Origin of the sequence: Streptomyces sp. NPDC001568 (assembly GCF_042893755.1) — a bacterium.
Lineage (GTDB): Bacteria > Actinomycetota > Actinomycetes > Streptomycetales > Streptomycetaceae > Streptomyces.
Genome location: NZ_JBIAVF010000019.1, coordinates 48,312 through 64,729, shown reverse-complemented (window position 1 = coordinate 64,729; position 16,418 = coordinate 48,312). Strand labels below are relative to the sequence as shown.

10 protein-coding genes are annotated in these 16,418 nt (G+C 73.2%); 8 read left to right on the top strand and 2 right to left on the bottom strand.

Annotated elements, in window-relative coordinates; genetic code table 11:
- Positions 1–31: 31 nt before the first annotated feature.
- Complete coding sequence (locus ACFY0I_RS30460; RefSeq protein ID WP_388901998.1) at positions 32–1,822, top strand: chitinase; 1,791 nt, start codon at positions 32–34, stop codon at positions 1,820–1,822.
- 98 nt (positions 1,823–1,920) lie between these two features.
- Here ACFY0I_RS30460 and ACFY0I_RS30455 read toward each other — a convergent pair whose 3' ends face one another.
- Positions 1,921–2,454, bottom strand: a complete 534-nt coding sequence (locus tag ACFY0I_RS30455) for a phosphatase PAP2 family protein (RefSeq protein WP_388901841.1) — start codon at positions 2,452–2,454, stop codon at positions 1,921–1,923.
- A 438-nt stretch (positions 2,455–2,892) separates the two neighbouring features.
- Positions 2,893–4,227 carry a 4-aminobutyrate--2-oxoglutarate transaminase gene (gene gabT / locus ACFY0I_RS30450; protein WP_388901839.1) on the bottom strand — a complete coding sequence of 445 codons (1,335 nt, stop codon included), beginning with the start codon at positions 4,225–4,227 and terminating at the stop codon, positions 2,893–2,895.
- Positions 4,228–5,384: 1,157 nt separating this feature from the next.
- Here gabT and ACFY0I_RS30445 point away from each other — a divergent pair.
- From ACFY0I_RS30445 to ACFY0I_RS30415, 7 genes are all read left to right on the top strand, one after another.
- A complete protein-coding gene (locus tag ACFY0I_RS30445) occupies positions 5,385–6,878 on the top strand; it encodes an ATP-binding protein (RefSeq protein ID WP_388901837.1) in 1,494 nt (497 codons plus the stop codon).
- Positions 6,879–7,017: 139 nt separating this feature from the next.
- A complete protein-coding gene (locus ACFY0I_RS30440) occupies positions 7,018–8,598 on the top strand; it encodes a PucR family transcriptional regulator (RefSeq protein ID WP_388901836.1) in 1,581 nt (526 codons plus the stop codon).
- A gap of 265 nt (positions 8,599–8,863) precedes the next feature.
- On the top strand, positions 8,864–10,309 hold the full coding sequence (locus tag ACFY0I_RS30435) for an aldehyde dehydrogenase family protein (protein WP_388901834.1): 1,446 nt from the start codon (positions 8,864–8,866) through the stop codon (positions 10,307–10,309).
- Between the two features lie 186 nt (positions 10,310–10,495).
- Positions 10,496–12,457: an acyl-CoA dehydrogenase family protein gene (locus ACFY0I_RS30430; RefSeq protein WP_388901833.1), complete on the top strand. Its 1,962-nt coding sequence runs from the start codon at positions 10,496–10,498 to the stop codon at positions 12,455–12,457.
- A gap of 75 nt (positions 12,458–12,532) precedes the next feature.
- Complete coding sequence (locus tag ACFY0I_RS30425) at positions 12,533–13,843, top strand: hypothetical protein (protein WP_388901831.1); 1,311 nt, start codon at positions 12,533–12,535, stop codon at positions 13,841–13,843.
- A gap of 12 nt (positions 13,844–13,855) precedes the next feature.
- Positions 13,856–15,118 (top strand): 1-deoxy-D-xylulose-5-phosphate reductoisomerase, encoded by a 1,263-nt coding sequence (gene dxr, locus ACFY0I_RS30420; protein ID WP_388901830.1) that lies wholly within the window; start codon positions 13,856–13,858, stop codon positions 15,116–15,118.
- Positions 15,115–16,416, top strand: coding sequence for a M50 family metallopeptidase (locus ACFY0I_RS30415; RefSeq protein ID WP_388901828.1), 1,302 nt, complete (start codon positions 15,115–15,117; stop codon positions 16,414–16,416). Before dxr ends, ACFY0I_RS30415 begins: the two co-directional genes overlap by 4 nt.
- Positions 16,417–16,418 lie beyond the last annotated feature (2 nt).

The window sequence follows — 16,418 nt, the reverse complement described above, 5'->3', positions numbered from 1 at the left end:
CCCGGAGGCAGTTGTGCGCAGAGCCTGGTCCATCCTTACGGCCGCCGCCCTGGCGGCGGCCGGCTTCCTCGCCGCGGGCCCGCCGGCCGCGGCGGCGGACGCCGATCTCGTACGCAACGGCGGCTTCGAGGCGGGCCTCGACGGCTGGAGCTGCTCCGGCGGCAGCGGAGCCGCCGTCACCACCCCCGTCCACAGCGGAACTTCGGCGCTCCGGGCCACCCCGGCCGGCCAGGACAACGCCCGCTGCTCCCAGACCGTCACCGTCAAGCCGGACTCGACGTACGCACTCGCCGCCTGGGTGCAGGGCGCCTACGTCTACCTCGGCGCGACCGGGACCGGCACCACCGACCCCGCCGTCTGGACCCAGAGCGCCGGCGCGTGGAAGCAGCTCACCACCACCTTCCGCACCGGTCCCGCCACCACCTCGGTGACCGTCTGGACCCACGGCTGGTACGGCCAGCCCGCCCACCACACCGACGGCGTCACCCTGATCGGCCCGGACCCCGGCGGTCCGGGCCAACCCCAGCTCCCGGCCGCCCCCACCGGCCTGAGCGCGACCGCAACCTCCGCCGGATCGGTGGCCCTCACCTGGGCCCCCGTCACCGGAGCCACCTCCTACCGCATCCACCGCGCGGGCGCCGCCCCGCAGACCGCCACCGCCACCTCCGCCACGGTCACCGGGCTCGCCCCCGCCACCACGCACACCTTCCAGGTCAGCGCCGTGAACGCGGCGGGCGAATCCCCGCGCAGTGCCCCGGCCTCCGCCACCACACCCCCCGACGGCGGCGGCCCGGGCGGCCCCGGCCTGCCCGCGCACGCCCTCGTCGGCTACCTCCACGCGAGCTTCGCCAACGGCTCCGGCTACGTACGGATGGCCGACGTCCCCGCCTCCTGGGACGTCATCAACCTCGCGTTCGGCGAACCGACCTCCGTCACCTCGGGCGACATCCGCTTCCAGCTGTGCCCCGTCGCCGAATGCCCGAACGTGGAGTCCCCGGCCGAGTTCAAGGCCGCCATCAAGGCCAAGCAGGCCGCGGGCAAGAAGGTCCTGATCTCCATCGGCGGCCAGAACGGCCAGGTCCAACTCGCCACCCCCGCCGCCCGCGACGCCTTCGTCACCTCCGTCGGCAAGATCATCGACGAGTACGGCCTCGACGGCCTCGACATCGACTTCGAGGGCCACTCCCTCTCCCTCGCCACCGGCGACACCGACTTCCGCGCCCCGACCACCCCCGTGATCGTCAACCTGATCGCCGCCGTGAAGACCCTCAAGGCCAAGTACGGCCCCGACTTCGTCCTGACGATGGCCCCCGAGACGTTCTTCGTCCAGCTCGGCCACCAGTTCTACGGTTCCGGCCCCTGGGGCGGTCAGGACCCGCGCGCCGGCGCCTACCTCCCCGTCATCCACGCCCTGCGCGACGACCTGACCCTGCTCCACGTCCAGGACTACAACTCCGGGCCGATCATGGGCCTGGACAACCAGTACCACTCCATGGGCGGCGCCGACTTCCACATCGCCATGAACGACATGCTGCTCACCGGCTTCCCCGTCGCGGGCAACACCGCCCGCGTCTTCCCGCCCCTGCGCCCCGACCAGATCGCCATCGGCCTCCCGGCGACCACGAACGCCGGCAACGGCCACACCTCCCCGGCCGAGGTGACCAAGGCGCTGGACTGCCTCACCAAGAAGCAGAACTGCGGCACCTACCAGACCCACGGGACCTGGCCGGCCCTGCGGGGCCTGATGACCTGGTCCATCAACTGGGACCGCTTCGGCGGCTGGGAGTTCAGCCGCAACTTCGACGCCTACTTCGGGGGCTGACCCCCACCTCCCTTGCCATGCCCGGGTCGCGACCTCACGGGGTCGCGGCCCGCGGCCGTTCCGGCGGGGATTTCCGCGGCCCCGGCCCCGTGGCGGGGTCAGCCCGGCCGGCCGGCCCCGGGGGAGGGGCGACGGTAGAAGACCGCCCGGCGCACGCAGAGGAGGAGGGGCGCGCAGAGGAGGAGGCTGGCCAGGACGTCCAGGGGCCAGTGGAAGCCGCGCAGGATCAGGCCCGTCGCGGTCAGGGCGGTCAGGGCCGCGGCGAGGGGCAGGGGCCAGTCGCGGCGTGCGTACGGGGCGACGAGCAGGGCCGCGCCCGCATAGGCCGTCAGGGCGGTGGCCGTGTGGCCCGAGGGGAAGTAGCCGGCGGCCCAGGGCTCCAGCGGGCCCGGTCGGGCGGTCCACTCCTTGAAGGGGATGACGAGCGCCGGCACCAGGGCCATCGCCACGGCGGCCACGAGCGGTCCGCGGCGGTCCCCGCGGCGCAGGGCGTACGCCATCGCGACGAGGAGCACGGGCAGGGCGACGGGCACGTTGCCCAGGTCCGCGAGGGCTTCGGTGACCGCGTCGGGGACCGTGCGGACGAGCGCGCGGCTCAGGGCCCGATCGGGATCCAGCAGTGGCCCGTTCACCAGGACCTGCCAGGTGATCAGGGCGAAGAGGAGGGGGCAGAGGCCCGCGAGGAGGAGAGTGGCCGGCCGTCCCGGAACAGGGGGGATGGTTCCGGGACGGCCGCCCGGATCGGGTTGCCGCGCGCCCCGGGGGGTTTGGGGCGGACGGCCGTCCGATCGGTGAGGAGTGTGCGCGAACGCATGCCCAATACGGCGCTGGGGAAGCCCGGTACTGGTGTCGTCCTCGGTTTCCCGCGAACGGTCTGTCTCACTCATCTGCAGAAACCGTACGCCAACGGAAGAGGGGCCGACAGCGGGAACGCGCTCCCGCCATCGGCCCCGCACAGCTTCTTCACAGTGCCCGACCGTTACCGCCGGTAGGGTCGGAATGTTGCGACCGAACGTTCCCATCGTTCGATCAGATGCCCGTGGACCGGGGGCCCGTGGGCGGAGCGTGGATCAGATGCCCGCGAACGCGGTCTCCAGGATGTCCAGGCCCTCGTTCAGCAGGTCCTCGCCGATGACGATCGGCGGGAGGAAGCGCAGCACGTTGCCGTAGGTGCCGCAGGTCAGGACGAGCAGACCCTCGGCGTGGCAGGCCTTGGCGAGCGCGCCGGCCGCCTCCGGGTTCGGGGTCTTGGACGCGGGGTCCTTGACCAGCTCGATCGCGATCATGGCGCCGCGACCGCGGATGTCGCCGATGATCTCGTACTTCTCCTGCATGGCCGTCAGGCGGGACTTCATGAGGGACTCGATCTTCTTCGCCGCGGCGTTGAGGTCGAGCTCCTTCATGGTCTCGATGGAGCCGAGCGCACCCGCGCACGCCACCGGGTTGCCGCCGTAGGTGCCGCCCAGACCGCCGCCGTGGACGGAGTCCATCATCTCGGCGCGGCCCGTCACGGCGGCGAGCGGCAGGCCGCCCGCGATGCCCTTGGCGGTCGTGATCAGGTCGGGGACGATGCCCTCGTCCTCGCACGCGAACCACTGACCGGTGCGGCAGAAGCCGGACTGGATCTCGTCGGCGACGAAGACGATGCCGTTGTCGTTGGCGAACTTCACGATCGCCGGGAGGAAGCCCTTGGCCGGCTCGATGAAGCCGCCCTCACCGAGCACCGGCTCGATGATGATCGCGGCGACGTTGTCCGCGCCGATCTGCTTGCTGATCTGGTCGATCGCCTGGGCGGCGGCCTCGGGGCCGCAGTTCTCGGCGCCGGTGGGCCAGCGGTAGCCGTAGGCGACCGGGACGCGGTAGACCTCGGGGGCGAACGGACCGAAGCCCTGCTTGTACGGCATGTTCTTCGAGGTCAGCGCCATCGTCAGGTTCGTACGGCCGTGGTAGCCGTGGTCGAAGACGACGACCGCCTGGCGCTTGGTGTACGAACGGGCGATCTTGACGGCGTTCTCGACGGCCTCGGCGCCCGAGTTGAACAGCGCCGACTTCTTCGCGTGGTCACCCGGGGTCAGCTCGGCGAGGGCCTCGCAGACCTCGACGTAGCCCTCGTACGGCGTGACCATGAAACAGGTGTGCGTGAAGTCGGCGAGCTGCGCGGAGGCGCGGCGCACGACGGCCTCGGCGGAGGCGCCGACCGAGGTCACGGCGATGCCGGAGCCGAAGTCGATCAGGCGGTTGCCGTCGACGTCCTCGATGATCCCGCCGCCCGCGCGGGCCGTGAACACGGGCAGCACGGAGCCCACGCCGCCGGCCACCGTCGAAAGGCGGCGGGCCTGCAGCTCCTGCGACTTGGGGCCGGGGATCGCGGTGACGATGCGGCGCTCCTGCGGGACAGCGGTCATAGGGGGCTCCTGGGGGGTGTTTTCGGACGCACTTGTGTCTTTGTCCGCAGGTTAGGTCCGGGGAAGGGGGTAAGGCATGCGCCGTTCGGGAGTGGTGTCGGTGTGTCCTTGTCCGTGACGGCCATAGGAACGAATCCGGCGGTGTCCGGTGGATGTCTCGTGGATCATGCCCGGCTACGGCCGAAGGTCGGGGCCGGGCACTAGATTGAGCGCCGCAGCGCAGCGCACGGCACGGGTACGGCACGGGTAGGGGGCAGGGGTTCATGGACACCGACGGTGCGTACGAGGGACGGGCGACCCGCGCGGGGCGGGTGCCGCGGCCGGCGGGGGAGGCGGGTGGGGTGCCGCCGATGCCGACGAGGCCTCCGGCTCCCGTGCGCGGGTCCGGTGCGGCTTCGCCTTTCGCCGACTGGCTCCGCAAGCCGAGGCCCACGGCGGAGCCGGGGGTGTGGCGGCCGGGGTACGTTCCCCGCGGCGACGAAGAGTCGGTGGATGCTCCTGCGCGCGCGTTGCTGAGCGGTGCCGTCATCTCGCTGCTGGCCTGCGCGCTGATCTGGTCGCTCCTGAGCAACAACTACGTTCCTTACTGGAGGGTCCCGCCCCGCTTGGTCACGCCGAATGATTGGTGGCCACCCCTGGGACGGGATCCGATGCTCGGCACGGCCGGTGACGCCGCCATGCGGGTGTACGAAATGCTGGTTGTGATCGGCCTGCTCTACGGATTCGGCAAGCTCGGAGCGTGGCCGACCGTCTGGCGGCGCCTGATCGTCGCCCGTGGTCGATCGTTTCAAGGGGTGGCCGCGGCGGTGGGGGCCTTGATCACCATCGCGCTCGTAGCAGGCGATGCCGTACCGCTGCGGAGTCTCGTCTTTTCCGTGCTTCCCGTGGAAGGTGTCGGCCGGGAACGTTCGCAGTTCCTTGTCGACAGCGCCCAAACCGCCATCTATGTGCTGGTCGTCCTGTTCTTCGCCTGGTGGGGTCTCTACCGGCCGAAGGCCGTTCCTGCGCCCGGTGCTCGTGGGATCCAGACCCCGCAGCCGCAGCCCCATGACGGCGAACCCGATGGGTCCGACGACGCTTCGCGTTGGCCGCAGGTGCGACAGGCCGGGCTGGGGGATGTTGCCGATCGGCTTGAGGGGGAGGTGGTCGGGGGGCGGATGAATGACGTCGACTACGCGCGGATCCGGCGGGCCTGGGAGTCCGTGCGGGTGGATCCGGCGCGGCGGCAGGCGTTCGCCGAGTCCGTGCGGGAGAAGGGGGCGGGGGCCTGCGTGCACCCGTCCGGGGCGCGGGACCTGCCCGTGCGTGCCGCCCGGCACGACCTGCTGGTCCGGCAGGTGCTGCTCGGGACCGTCGAGGACGGCGAGCGCAACCCCTACGCGCGCCGCGGCACCGCCCTCGCCCTCGACCCCGGGGTGCTCGGGACCTCCCTGCTCGCAGTCGGCCCGTCCGGCAGCGGCAAGACCTCCCGGCTGGTGCGGCCGGTCGTGGAGAGCCTCGCCCTGCAGGCGTTGGCCGGGCAGGTCGCCGTCGTGGCCGTCGGCGCGGCAGGGGCCGAGCTCGGTCCCGACGCGGCGTACGACGTCGTCGTCCGCGTCGGGGACCCCGGTTCCCTCTACGACCTCGACCTCTACGGCGGCGCCGCCGACCCCGACGAGGCCGCCACGCTCCTCGCCGAGGCCTTCGTCGGGGACGTCCCCGGGGTGGACGTGCGCCGCGCCGCCACCGCGCTCGCACAGCTGCTGGGGCCGTTCCACGTCGCCCACGGCCGGTTCCCCGCCGTGCCCGAGTTGCGCGAGCTGCTCGACGGGCTGCCGCCCGCCCTCGCCGCGCTCCGCCGCGCGCTGGAGGACGCCGAGGGTGCCGGGCGGCCCGCGATGCTCCGAGAGCTCGATGCCCGGAGCCGTCAGCACGGCGCCCACGGTGACCCCGGCCCTGCCCTCGCGGACCGGCTCGCCCTGCTCGACCGGCCGGCCTTCGCCGGGTTCTTCGACACCGGCGGCCAGGGCCGGCCCTTCTCCATGCGCGCCTTGGAGCACCCGATCCGGGTCCGCGTCGACCTGCCCGAGCGCGGGCACGCCGACGCCTCGCGGATGCTGTCCCGGCTGCTCCTCGCCCAGTTCAACGCGGCCGCCGCGGCCCGCGCCGACCGCTCGCTCTTCGCCTTCCTCGCCCTCGACGACGCCTCGCACACCCTGACCCCCGAGACCGTGCGCGGCGTACAGCGGCTGCGGTCCGCGAACGCCGGGGTACTGCTGACGCTGCGCACCCTGGACGACGTACCGGAGGTCCTGCGCACCCCGCTGCTCGGCGCCGTCGGCTGCCGGATGGCCTTCTCCGGGGTGACCACCTGGGACGGCAAGCGCTTCGCCGAGGCCTGGGGCACCGAGTGGGTCGAGACCCGCGACGTCACGCACCGGACGGTCTTCGCCGACCAACCGCTGACCCGGGCCATCCACGCCTTCCGCAAGCTGGTCACCGGCAAGGCCGTCACGACGGACGCGGTGACCGTGCGCCAGGTGGAGCGCGAACGCTGGTCGGCCTCCGACCTCGCGCACGCCGTACCGCCCGGCTGCGCGGTGCTGTCCCTGACCTCCGTACGCGGGGAACGGGCCGCTCCGCTGCTGCTGCGGCTGGCCGGGAAGGGCTGAGCGGACCCGTACGGGGTGGCAGAATCGAATGGGGTCCTTCATACGACACGTCGAAAACCCCGATGCCCGCCCCACCCCGCGGGTCCCCGTACCTCCCCCGCCCGTTCCCTCCCCTCCCGCGTAAGGCACCTGGTACCCGATGCCGCTCACCCTCGCCTCGCTCGTCCAGCACTCGGCGCTCAAGCTCAGCGTCCGGGCCGGGGAGACCCGTCTCGACACGCCCGTGCGCTGGGCCCACGTCAGTGAGCTGGCCGACCCCGTCCCCTACATGGAGGGCGGCGAGCTGCTGCTGGTCACCGCCATGAAGCTGGACGCGGACGACCCCGAGGAGATGCGCCGCTACGTACGTCGCCTCGCGGCCGCCGGCGTCGTCGGCATCGGCTTCGCCGTCGGGGTGAACTACGACGCCGTCCCCGACGCGCTCGTCGAGGCCGCCCGGGAGGAGGACCTGCCGCTGCTGGAGGTGCCGCGCCGGACCCCGTTCCTGGCCATCAGCAAGGCCGTCTCCGCCGCCCTCGCCGCCGACCAGTACCGGGCCGTCACCGCCGGCTTCGAGGCGCAGCGCGAACTGACCCGGGCCGCCCTGTCCGCCGACGGGCCCGCCGAACTGCTGACGAAGCTCGCCGCCCACGTCCACGGGTGGGCCGCGCTGTACGACACCTCCGGCGCGGTCGTCGCCGCCGCGCCGGACTGGGCCGCACGCCGCGCCGCCCGGCTCACCCCCGACGTGGAGCGCCTGCGCGAGCGCCCCGCGCCGGCGAGCGCCGTTGTGGGCGGCTCCGACGACCGGGTCGAACTCCAGTCCCTTGGCACCGGCCGCCGGGCCCGGGGCGCGCTCGCCGTCGGTACGGGCGCCCCGCTGGGCACCGCCGAGCGGTACGCGGTGCACTCGGCCGTCGCCCTGCTGACCCTGACCACGGAACGCTCGCGCTCGCTGCACGACGCGGAATCCCGACTCGGCGCGGCCGTGCTGCGGATGCTGCTGGAGGGCCAGGCCGAGCACGCCCGGGCCGTGGCCGGGGACCTGTACGGGGCACTGCTGGAGGCGCCGTTCCGGATCGTCACCGCCGAGCCGGCGCTGCCCGGGACCGCCCAACCGGAGGGGCTGGCGCTGCTCGCCGACGCCGTGGAGTCGGCGGCGGCCCGCACCGGTGAGGCGCTGCTCGTGGTCCCGGGGGAGGGCCGCCTCGTGGTGCTCGCCGCCGACGGCGGATCCGCCGTACAGGCGTGCGCCGACCACGCGGAGGCCCTGGAGGCCCGGCGCGGCCGGGACGCGACCGGCCCCGAGCCGGACGAGCTGGTGGTGGGCCTGTCCGCGCCGGCCGCCGCCACGGGCGTGGCCGCAGCCGTCAAGCAGGCCGACCAGGCCCTCGCCGTGGCCCGGCGCCGGGGGCGGCCGATGGTGGAGCACGAGGACCTCGCGGCGGGCTCGGTCCTGCCGCTGCTCGCGGACGACGCCGTACGGGCCTTCGCGGACGGCACGCTGCGGGCCCTGCGGGAGCACGACGCGACCGGCCGCGGCGACCTGGTGGCCTCGCTCCAGGCGTGGCTCTCCCGCCACGGCCAGTGGGACGCCGCCGCGGCCGACCTGGGCGTCCACCGGCACACGCTGCGGTACCGGATGAAGCGGGTCGAGGAGATCCTCGGGCGCTCCCTGGACGACCCGGACGTCCGGATGGAACTCTGGCTCGCCCTGAAGGCGGCCACCCCCACGCCCTGACACCACCCCCACGCCCTGACACCCTCCCCCGCCTGGCACCACGCCCACCGGCCGCCCCCCCCCGCCGCCTTGGCCCCCTCCTCCCGGGCCCGCGCACGGCCCCCGCGGCCCACGACACTGACAAACCGGCGAAGCCGGACAGGTCGCCGCTCCACGCCGGATAAACAACGAAACCCCGACGGCGTCCTACGGTGGTGGGGACAGGACCCGCCTCCGGCTGCCGCTGCGAGGTACCCCCCGCACAATCCGAAGGGCCGGGATTCGCATGACCTCCACCCACGCCTTCTGGCTCGCCGGCCGCGAGGCCTCCGGCGAGGACAGCTTCGACGTCCACAACCCGTGGGACGGACGGCTCGTCGGTACCGTCAGCGTGCCGACCGACGCCCAGGTCGAAGAGGCCGTGGCCGCGGCGCACGCCGTGACGGCGGAGTTCTCCGCCACCCCCGCCCACGTACGTGCGGCGGCCCTGGACCACGTGTCGCGCCGCCTCGCCGAGCGCACCGAGGAGATCGCCCAGCTGATCTCCGCCGAGAACGGCAAGCCGGTCAAGTGGGCCCGCGGCGAGGTCGGCCGTGCGGTGTCCGTGTTCCGATTCGCGGCCGAGGAAGCCCGTCGCTTCAACGGCGGAGAGGCCCAGCGCCTGGACACCGACGCCGGTGGCGTCGGCCGGCTGGCCCTGACCCGTCGCTTCGTCAAGGGTCCCGTCCTCGGCATCGCGCCGTTCAACTTCCCGCTGAACCTGTGCGCCCACAAGGTGGCCCCGGCCATCGCCGTCGGCGCGCCGATCATCCTGAAGCCGGCGCCGGCCACCCCGCTCTCCGGTCTGATCCTCGGCGAGCTGCTCGCCGAGACCGACCTCCCGGCCGGCTCCTGGTCGGTCCTGCCGGTCGCCAACGAGAAGATGCCGGCGCTGGTCAAGGACGAGCGCCTGCCCGTCATCTCCTTCACCGGTTCCGACACCGTCGGCTACGCCATCCAGCAGTCGGTGCCGCACAAGCACTGCACCCTGGAGCTCGGCGGCAACGCCGCGGCGGTCGTCCTCGCCGACTGGTCCTCCGAGGCCGACCTCGACTGGGCCGCGACCCGCATCGCGACCTTCTCGAACTACCAGGCCGGCCAGTCCTGCATCTCCGTGCAGCGCGTGATCGCCGACGCGTCCGTCTACGACCGCCTGGCCGAGAAGGTCGTCGCGAAGGTCCGCGAGCAGGTCACCGGTGACCCCTCCGACTCCGCCACCGACGTCGGCCCGCTGGTCTCCGAGGACGCCGCCAAGCGCGTCGAGGCCTGGGTCGAGGAGGCCGTCGCCGCCGGCGCCAAGCTGCTCACGGGCGGCAAGCGCGACGGCGCCACCGTCGAGCCGACCGTCGTCGCGGACGTTCCGGCCGGCGTGAAGCTCGCCACCGAAGAGGTCTTCGGCCCGGTCCTGACCCTGCTGCGCGTCGAGGACACCGACGAGGCCTTCGCCGCCGTCAACGACTCGAAGTTCGGTCTCCAGACCGGCGTCTTCACCCGTGACATCCAGGTCGCCTTCCGCGCCCACCGCGAGCTGGAGGTCGGCGGCGTGATCATCGGCGACGCGCCCTCCTACCGGGCCGACCAGATGCCGTACGGCGGCGTCAAGCAGTCCGGCGTGGGCCGCGAGGGCGTCCGCTACGCGATGGACGACTACACCTACGAGCGCGTCCTGGTCCTCACCGGCCTCGACATCTGATCTCGTACGGTCCCAGACCGACGGCCGGAGCCTACTGTGCGGGGGCTCCGGCCGTCCCCCTTTTCCCGGGCGGCCCACACGGCCGCCCGGACGGCCCACGCGGCCTTTTCCCGAGCCCCGGAATCGGGTACGACTCACAGGTAGCACCGATCGGTAGTGTCCCGATGCGGCGAGGTGAGTACCCGGATGTCCGCAACACAGCCCGTACAGCCCGTACAGCCCAAGGTGACCGAGCGCGAGGCGCGGCAGGTCGCGGAAGCGGCCCGGGAGCAGGACTGGCGCAAGCCCAGTTTCGCCAAGGAGCTCTTCCTCGGCCGCTTCCGGATCGACCTGATCCACCCCCACCCGCTCCCCGCCGACGAGGACGTCCGGCGCGGGGAGGCCTTCCTGGCCCGGATGCGGGAGTTCTGCGAGGCGATGCTCGCCGACGGAACCGCCGCCCGCATCGAGCGGGAGGCGCGGATCCCCGACGAGACGGTCCGCGGGCTCAAGGAGCTCGGCGCCCTCGGCATGAAGATCGACCCCAAATACGGCGGCCTCGGCCTCACCCAGGTCTACTACAACAAGGCGCTCGCCCTCGTCGGCTCGGTCAGCCCGGCCATCGGGGCCCTGCTCTCCGCCCACCAGTCGATCGGCGTGCCCCAACCGCTGAAGATGTTCGGGACGCAGGAGCAGAAGGACGCCTACCTGCCGCGCTGCGCCACCACCGCCATCAGCGCCTTCCTGCTCACCGAGCCCGACGTGGGCTCCGACCCGGCGCGCCTGGCCACCACGGCCGTCCCGGACGGGGAGGACGCGTACGTCCTCGACGGGGTGAAGCTGTGGACCACCAACGGGGTCGTCGCGGACCTGCTCGTGGTGATGGCCCGCGTCCCGAAGGGCGAGAACCACCGCGGCGGGATCACCGCCTTCGTCGTCGAGGCCGACTCGCCGGGCATCACCGTCGAGCACCGCAACGCCTTCATGGGTCTGCGCGGCCTGGAGAACGGCGTCACCCGGTTCCACCGCGTCCGGGTCCCCGCCGCCCAGCGGATCGGCGCCGAGGGCGCCGGCCTCAAGATCGCGCTGACCACCCTGAACACCGGCCGGCTGTCCCTGCCGGCGATGTGCGTCGGCGCCGGCAAGTGGTGTCTGAAGATCGCCCGGGAGTGGTCCGGGGTCCGCGAGCAGTGGGGTCGGCCCGTCGCCCGGCACGAGGCCGTCGGCGCCAAGATCTCCTTCATCGCCGCCACCACCTTCGCCCTGGAGGCGGTCGTCGACCTGGCCTCCCAGATGGCCGACGAGGACCGCAACGACATCCGCATCGAGGCGGCCCTCGCCAAGCTGTACGGCTCCGAGATGGCCTGCCTGATGGCCGACGAACTCGTCCAGATCCGGGGCGGCCGCGGTTTCGAGACCGCCGAGTCGCTCGCCGCGCGCGGCGAGCGGGCCGTCCCGGCCGAGCAGATGCTCCGCGACCTGCGGATCAACCGGATCTTCGAGGGCTCGACCGAGATCATGCACCTGCTCATCGCCCGCGAAGCGGTCGACGCCCACCTCGCGGTCGCGGGCGACATCATCGACCCCGAGAAGGACCTCGGCGACAAGGCCAGGGCGGGCGCCCGCGCGGCCGGGTTCTACGCCCGCTGGCTGCCCCAGCTGGCCACCGGAGCCGGCCAACTCCCGGGCACCTACCGGGAGTTCCACCCGACCGGGCACCCCGACCTGGCGACCCACCTGAGGTACGTCGAACGCGGCTCCCGCAAACTCGCCCGCTCGACGTTCTACGCGATGTCCCGCTGGCAGGGCCGCATGGAGACGAAGCAGAACTTCCTCGGCCGGATCGTCGACATCGGCGCCGAGCTCTTCGCGATGAGCGCGGCCTGCGTGCGCGCCGAACACCTCAGGGCCGCCGACGAGCACGGCCGCGAGGCCTATCAGCTCGCCGACGCCTTCTGCCGACAGTCCCGGATCCGCGTCGAGGAGCTCTTCGGCCGGCTCTGGTCCAACACCGACGACCTCGACCGCAAGGTCGTCGAAGGGGTCCTCGGCGGCGCCTACACCTGGCTGGAGGAGGGCGTGCTCGACCCGTCCGGCGACGGCCCCTGGATCGCGGACGCCGCACCGGGTCCGTCGGTGCACGAAAACGCCCACCGCCCCCTACGCTGACCTGCCATCATCGGCAGTAGCCCGGACTGATGTGCGACCCCGGGCGCGGGTACGAGCGCGAGGCGGGCGAGGACGATGCCGACGGCCGAGGAGGACCGGGTCAGCAGACGGCTGGCCTGGTGCGTGGCGCACCTGTTGCGCCACGCGCCGCAACAGGTGGTGGGTGAGCTGCTCGACCGGCTCGACGGGCCGTCGCGCAAGTACCTGTGCCGCGACCAGTGGCTGCCGGCCTCGGCCGTCACCCTGCTGCTGCGCGGGGGAGCCGAGGCGGACCGGCACTACATCGCCCGCAACCCCCACGTCGTCGGCCGCCCGCTGCCCGGCCTGCCCGGCCCGGCCCGGTACGCCGCCCGCCCCGGCCCCTCCCCGGAGCTGCTCCGGGCGACGGGGCCGGGCCCCTTCGACTCCGCCGGGCTGATCGCCCTGCTGCGCCGGCACGCCCGCCGGCCCCGGGTCCCGCTCACCCTGCTCGGCATGCCGCACGAGCTCGACGCGGAACAGCTGCTGCGCGAGCACGCCCGTGCCCCGCTGCCGCCGGGAGCCGTGGAGGCCCTGATGCTGGCGGCCGGGCTGCCCCGGGAGGCCTGCCCGGCCCTCCTCGACGCCCGCGCGGGGGACCCGTACGGGCGCCACTGGTACCGGCCCGCCGTGCGCGCGGTCCGGACCGGGCTGCTGACCTGCGACGAGCTCGTCGCCCACGTGGCGCCCGCCGCCCGGACGCTGCTGCTGGGGCACCTTCCCGTCACGCGCGGGCTGCGCTGGAGCCTGCCCGAGCAGGCCGAGATGCAGTCGGCGGTGCAGCGGGCCCTGCGGCCCGCGCTGGGGGAGGACCCGCGGCTGTGGGCCGAACTGCCGCGCCGGGCCCCCGGCTACCGCGGCACCCTGCCCGAGCTGGCGGCGGAGCTGGCCGCGAACTCGCTGCCGCCACTGGGCCTGGTACGGCACGACCCGGCGCTGGGCCGGGCCGTACGCCGGCTCGCCCCCGACACGGCCCCGTCCGAGCCGATCGGCGGCTGGGAGCGGGAACTGGCGCTGGTGAGCCTCGCCGTCCCGATGGAGACCGTCGAGGAGGACGTCCGCTGGGTCCGCGACTGCCTGGACCGCGGCCTGATCACCGGAGCCGACGTGGTCCGGCACAAGGTCCCCGCCTGCTGGGCGCTGGACGAGGACCAGTGGCTCGGCGACATCGGCCACCCGGACCGCCACGACCGGCCCGCGGCCGTCCTCGCCGCCCGGGCGGAGGCCGACCGACTGTTCGACGTCGCCCTCGGGACGGACCCGCGGGCCTGGTGGCGGGCGGCCCGGGCGCTCCCCGACTTCGCCGGAACGCTCCCCGAACTCCTCGCCCGCGTCACCGACGGGGACTCCGTGTCCAAGCGCTCCTGAGTTGCGGCCACAATGGGGGGCATGACCGACAGTCCAGCCCCCCTCGCCGACCCGCACCTCCTCTTCGACGCCTCGGCCGGCCGCCGGGACATCGTCATCCTCGGGTCGACCGGGTCCATCGGCACCCAGGCCATCGATCTCGCCCTGCGCCACCCGGACCGCTTCCGCGTCACGGCGCTGTCCGCCGCCGGTGGGCGCGTCGGACTGCTCGCCGAGCAGGCGCGGCTGCTGCGGGTGCGGACCGTGGCCGTCGCCCGCGAGGACGTCGTACCGGCCCTGAAGGAGGCGCTCGGGGCCCAGTACGGGCCGTCCGAGCCGCTGCCCGAGATCCTGGCCGGGCCCGACGCGGCCGCCGAGCTCGCCGCCTCGCCGTGCCACACCGTCCTCAACGGCATCACCGGCTCCATCGGCCTCGCGCCCACCCTCGCCGCGCTGCGGGCGGGGCGGACCCTGGCCCTGGCCAACAAGGAGTCGCTGATCGTCGGCGGCCCGTTGGTCAAGGCCCTCGCGAAGCCCGGGCAGATCATCCCCGTGGACTCCGAGCACGCGGCGCTCTTCCAGGCCCTGGCCGGCGGGACCCGCGCCGACGTCCGCAAGCTCGTGGTCACCGCCTCCGGCGGCCCCTTCCGCGGCCGCACCCGCGCGGAGCTGGCCGGGGTCACCGTCGAGGACGCGCTCGCGCACCCGACCTGGGCCATGGGCCCGGTGATCACCGTGAACTCGGCGACCCTGGTCAACAAGGGGCTGGAGGTCATCGAGGCGCACCTGCTCTACGACATCCCCTTCGAGCGCATCGAGGTCGTCGTCCACCCGCAGTCCTACGTCCACTCCATGGTCGAGTTCACCGACGGCTCCACCCTCGCCCAGGCCACCCCGCCCGACATGCGCGGTCCCATCGCGATCGGCATCGGCTGGCCCGAGCGGGTCCCGGACGCGGCCCCCGCGTTCGACTGGACCAAGGCGTCGACCTGGGAGTTCTTCCCCCTGGACACCGAGGCCTTCCCCGCGGTCGGCCTGGCGCGCCACGTCGGCACCCTGGGCGGCACGGCCCCCGCGGTGTTCAATGCGGCGAACGAGGAGTGCGTGGAGGCGTTCCTGGCCGGTCGGCTGCCGTTCACAGCAATCATGGATACGGTCTCTGCCGTGGTCGATGAACACGGCGTGCCGCGAGCGGGAACCTCGCTGACCGTCGCGGACGTCCTGGAAGCGGAGACCTGGGCCAGGGCCCGGGCACGGGAGATGGCGGCTCGAGCCGCCGTGGAGGCGAGCGCATGACGATACTGCTGACCTTGATCGGTGTGGTCGTCTTCGTGGTCGGCCTGCTCTTCTCGATCGCCTGGCACGAGCTCGGCCACCTCTCCACGGCCAAGCTCTTCGGCATCCGCGTGCCCCAGTACATGGTCGGCTTCGGCCGGACCATCTGGTCGCGCAAGAAGGGCGACACCGAGTACGGGATCAAGGCCATCCCGATGGGCGGCTACATCCGCATGATCGGGATGTTCCCGCCCGGCGAGGACGGCAAGGTCACCGCCCGCTCCACGTCGCCGTTCCGGTCGATGATCGAGGACGCCCGCTCGGCGGCCTACGAGGAGCTCCAGCCCGGCGACGAGTCGCGGCTCTTCTACACGCGCAAGCCGTGGAAGCGCGTGATCGTGATGTTCGCGGGCCCCTTCATGAACCTGGTGCTCGCCCTCGCGATCTTCTTCGGTGTCTGGATGACCTTCGGGATCAACCGCACCACCACCGAGGTCGCCACCGTCTCGCCCTGCGTGATCCAGCAGAGCGAGAACCGGGAGGTCTGCAAGGACAGCGACCCGGTCGCCCCGGCCAAGCGGGCCGGCCTCGCGGCCGGTGACCGCATCGTCGCCTTCGACGGCCGCGAGGTCGCCGACTGGTCCGCCCTGCAACAGCGGATCCGCGACACCGTCGGCCCCGCCACCGTCACCGTCGTGCGCGACGGCCGCGAGGTGACCCTTCCGGTCGACCTGATCGAGAACAAGGTCGCCAGGACCGACGGGCACGGCGGCTACGTCAAGGGCGAGTACGTCACGGCGGGCTGGCTCGGCTTCAGCCCGAAGACCGAGATCGCGGCCCTCGGTTTCGGTGAGTCCGTGGACCACATGGGCGAGATCGTCGAGGGCAGCGTGCAGGGCCTGATCCAGCTCCCCGCCAAGATCCCGGCCCTGTGGGACGCGGCCTTCGGCGGAGCCGAACGCGAGCAGGACTCCCCGATGGGCATCGTCGGAGCGGCCCGCATCAGCGGCGAGATCGCGACCCTGGACATCCCGGGCGAACAGCGCATGTCGATCATGCTGAACGTCCTCGGCATGTTCAACCTCTCGCTCTTCCTGTTCAACATGCTGCCCCTGCTGCCCCTGGACGGCGGGCACATCGCCGGCGCCCTGTGGGAGTCCCTGCGGCGCAACGTGGCACGGCTCCTGCGGCGCGCCGACCCCGGCCCGTTCGACGTGGCCCGGCTGATGCCCGCCGCGTACGTGGTCGCCGGACTCTTCGTCTGCTTCACGCTGCTGGTCCTCGTCGCGGACGTGGTGAACCCCATCAAGATCACCTAGCC

Coding starts and splice junctions, on each gene's coding strand:
- ACFY0I_RS30445 (WP_388901837.1), top strand. CDS start 5,385: ATGAATGACGTCGACTACGCGCGGATCCGGCGGGCCTGGGAGTCCGTG.
- dxr (WP_388901830.1), top strand. CDS start 13,856: ATGGGGGGCATGACCGACAGTCCAGCCCCCCTCGCCGACCCGCACCTC.
- ACFY0I_RS30435 (WP_388901834.1), top strand. CDS start 8,864: ATGACCTCCACCCACGCCTTCTGGCTCGCCGGCCGCGAGGCCTCCGGC.
- ACFY0I_RS30440 (WP_388901836.1), top strand. CDS start 7,018: ATGCCGCTCACCCTCGCCTCGCTCGTCCAGCACTCGGCGCTCAAGCTC.
- ACFY0I_RS30415 (WP_388901828.1), top strand. CDS start 15,115: ATGACGATACTGCTGACCTTGATCGGTGTGGTCGTCTTCGTGGTCGGC.
- ACFY0I_RS30425 (WP_388901831.1), top strand. CDS start 12,533: ATGCCGACGGCCGAGGAGGACCGGGTCAGCAGACGGCTGGCCTGGTGC.
- ACFY0I_RS30430 (WP_388901833.1), top strand. CDS start 10,496: ATGTCCGCAACACAGCCCGTACAGCCCGTACAGCCCAAGGTGACCGAG.
- gabT (WP_388901839.1), bottom strand. CDS start 4,227: ATGACCGCTGTCCCGCAGGAGCGCCGCATCGTCACCGCGATCCCCGGC.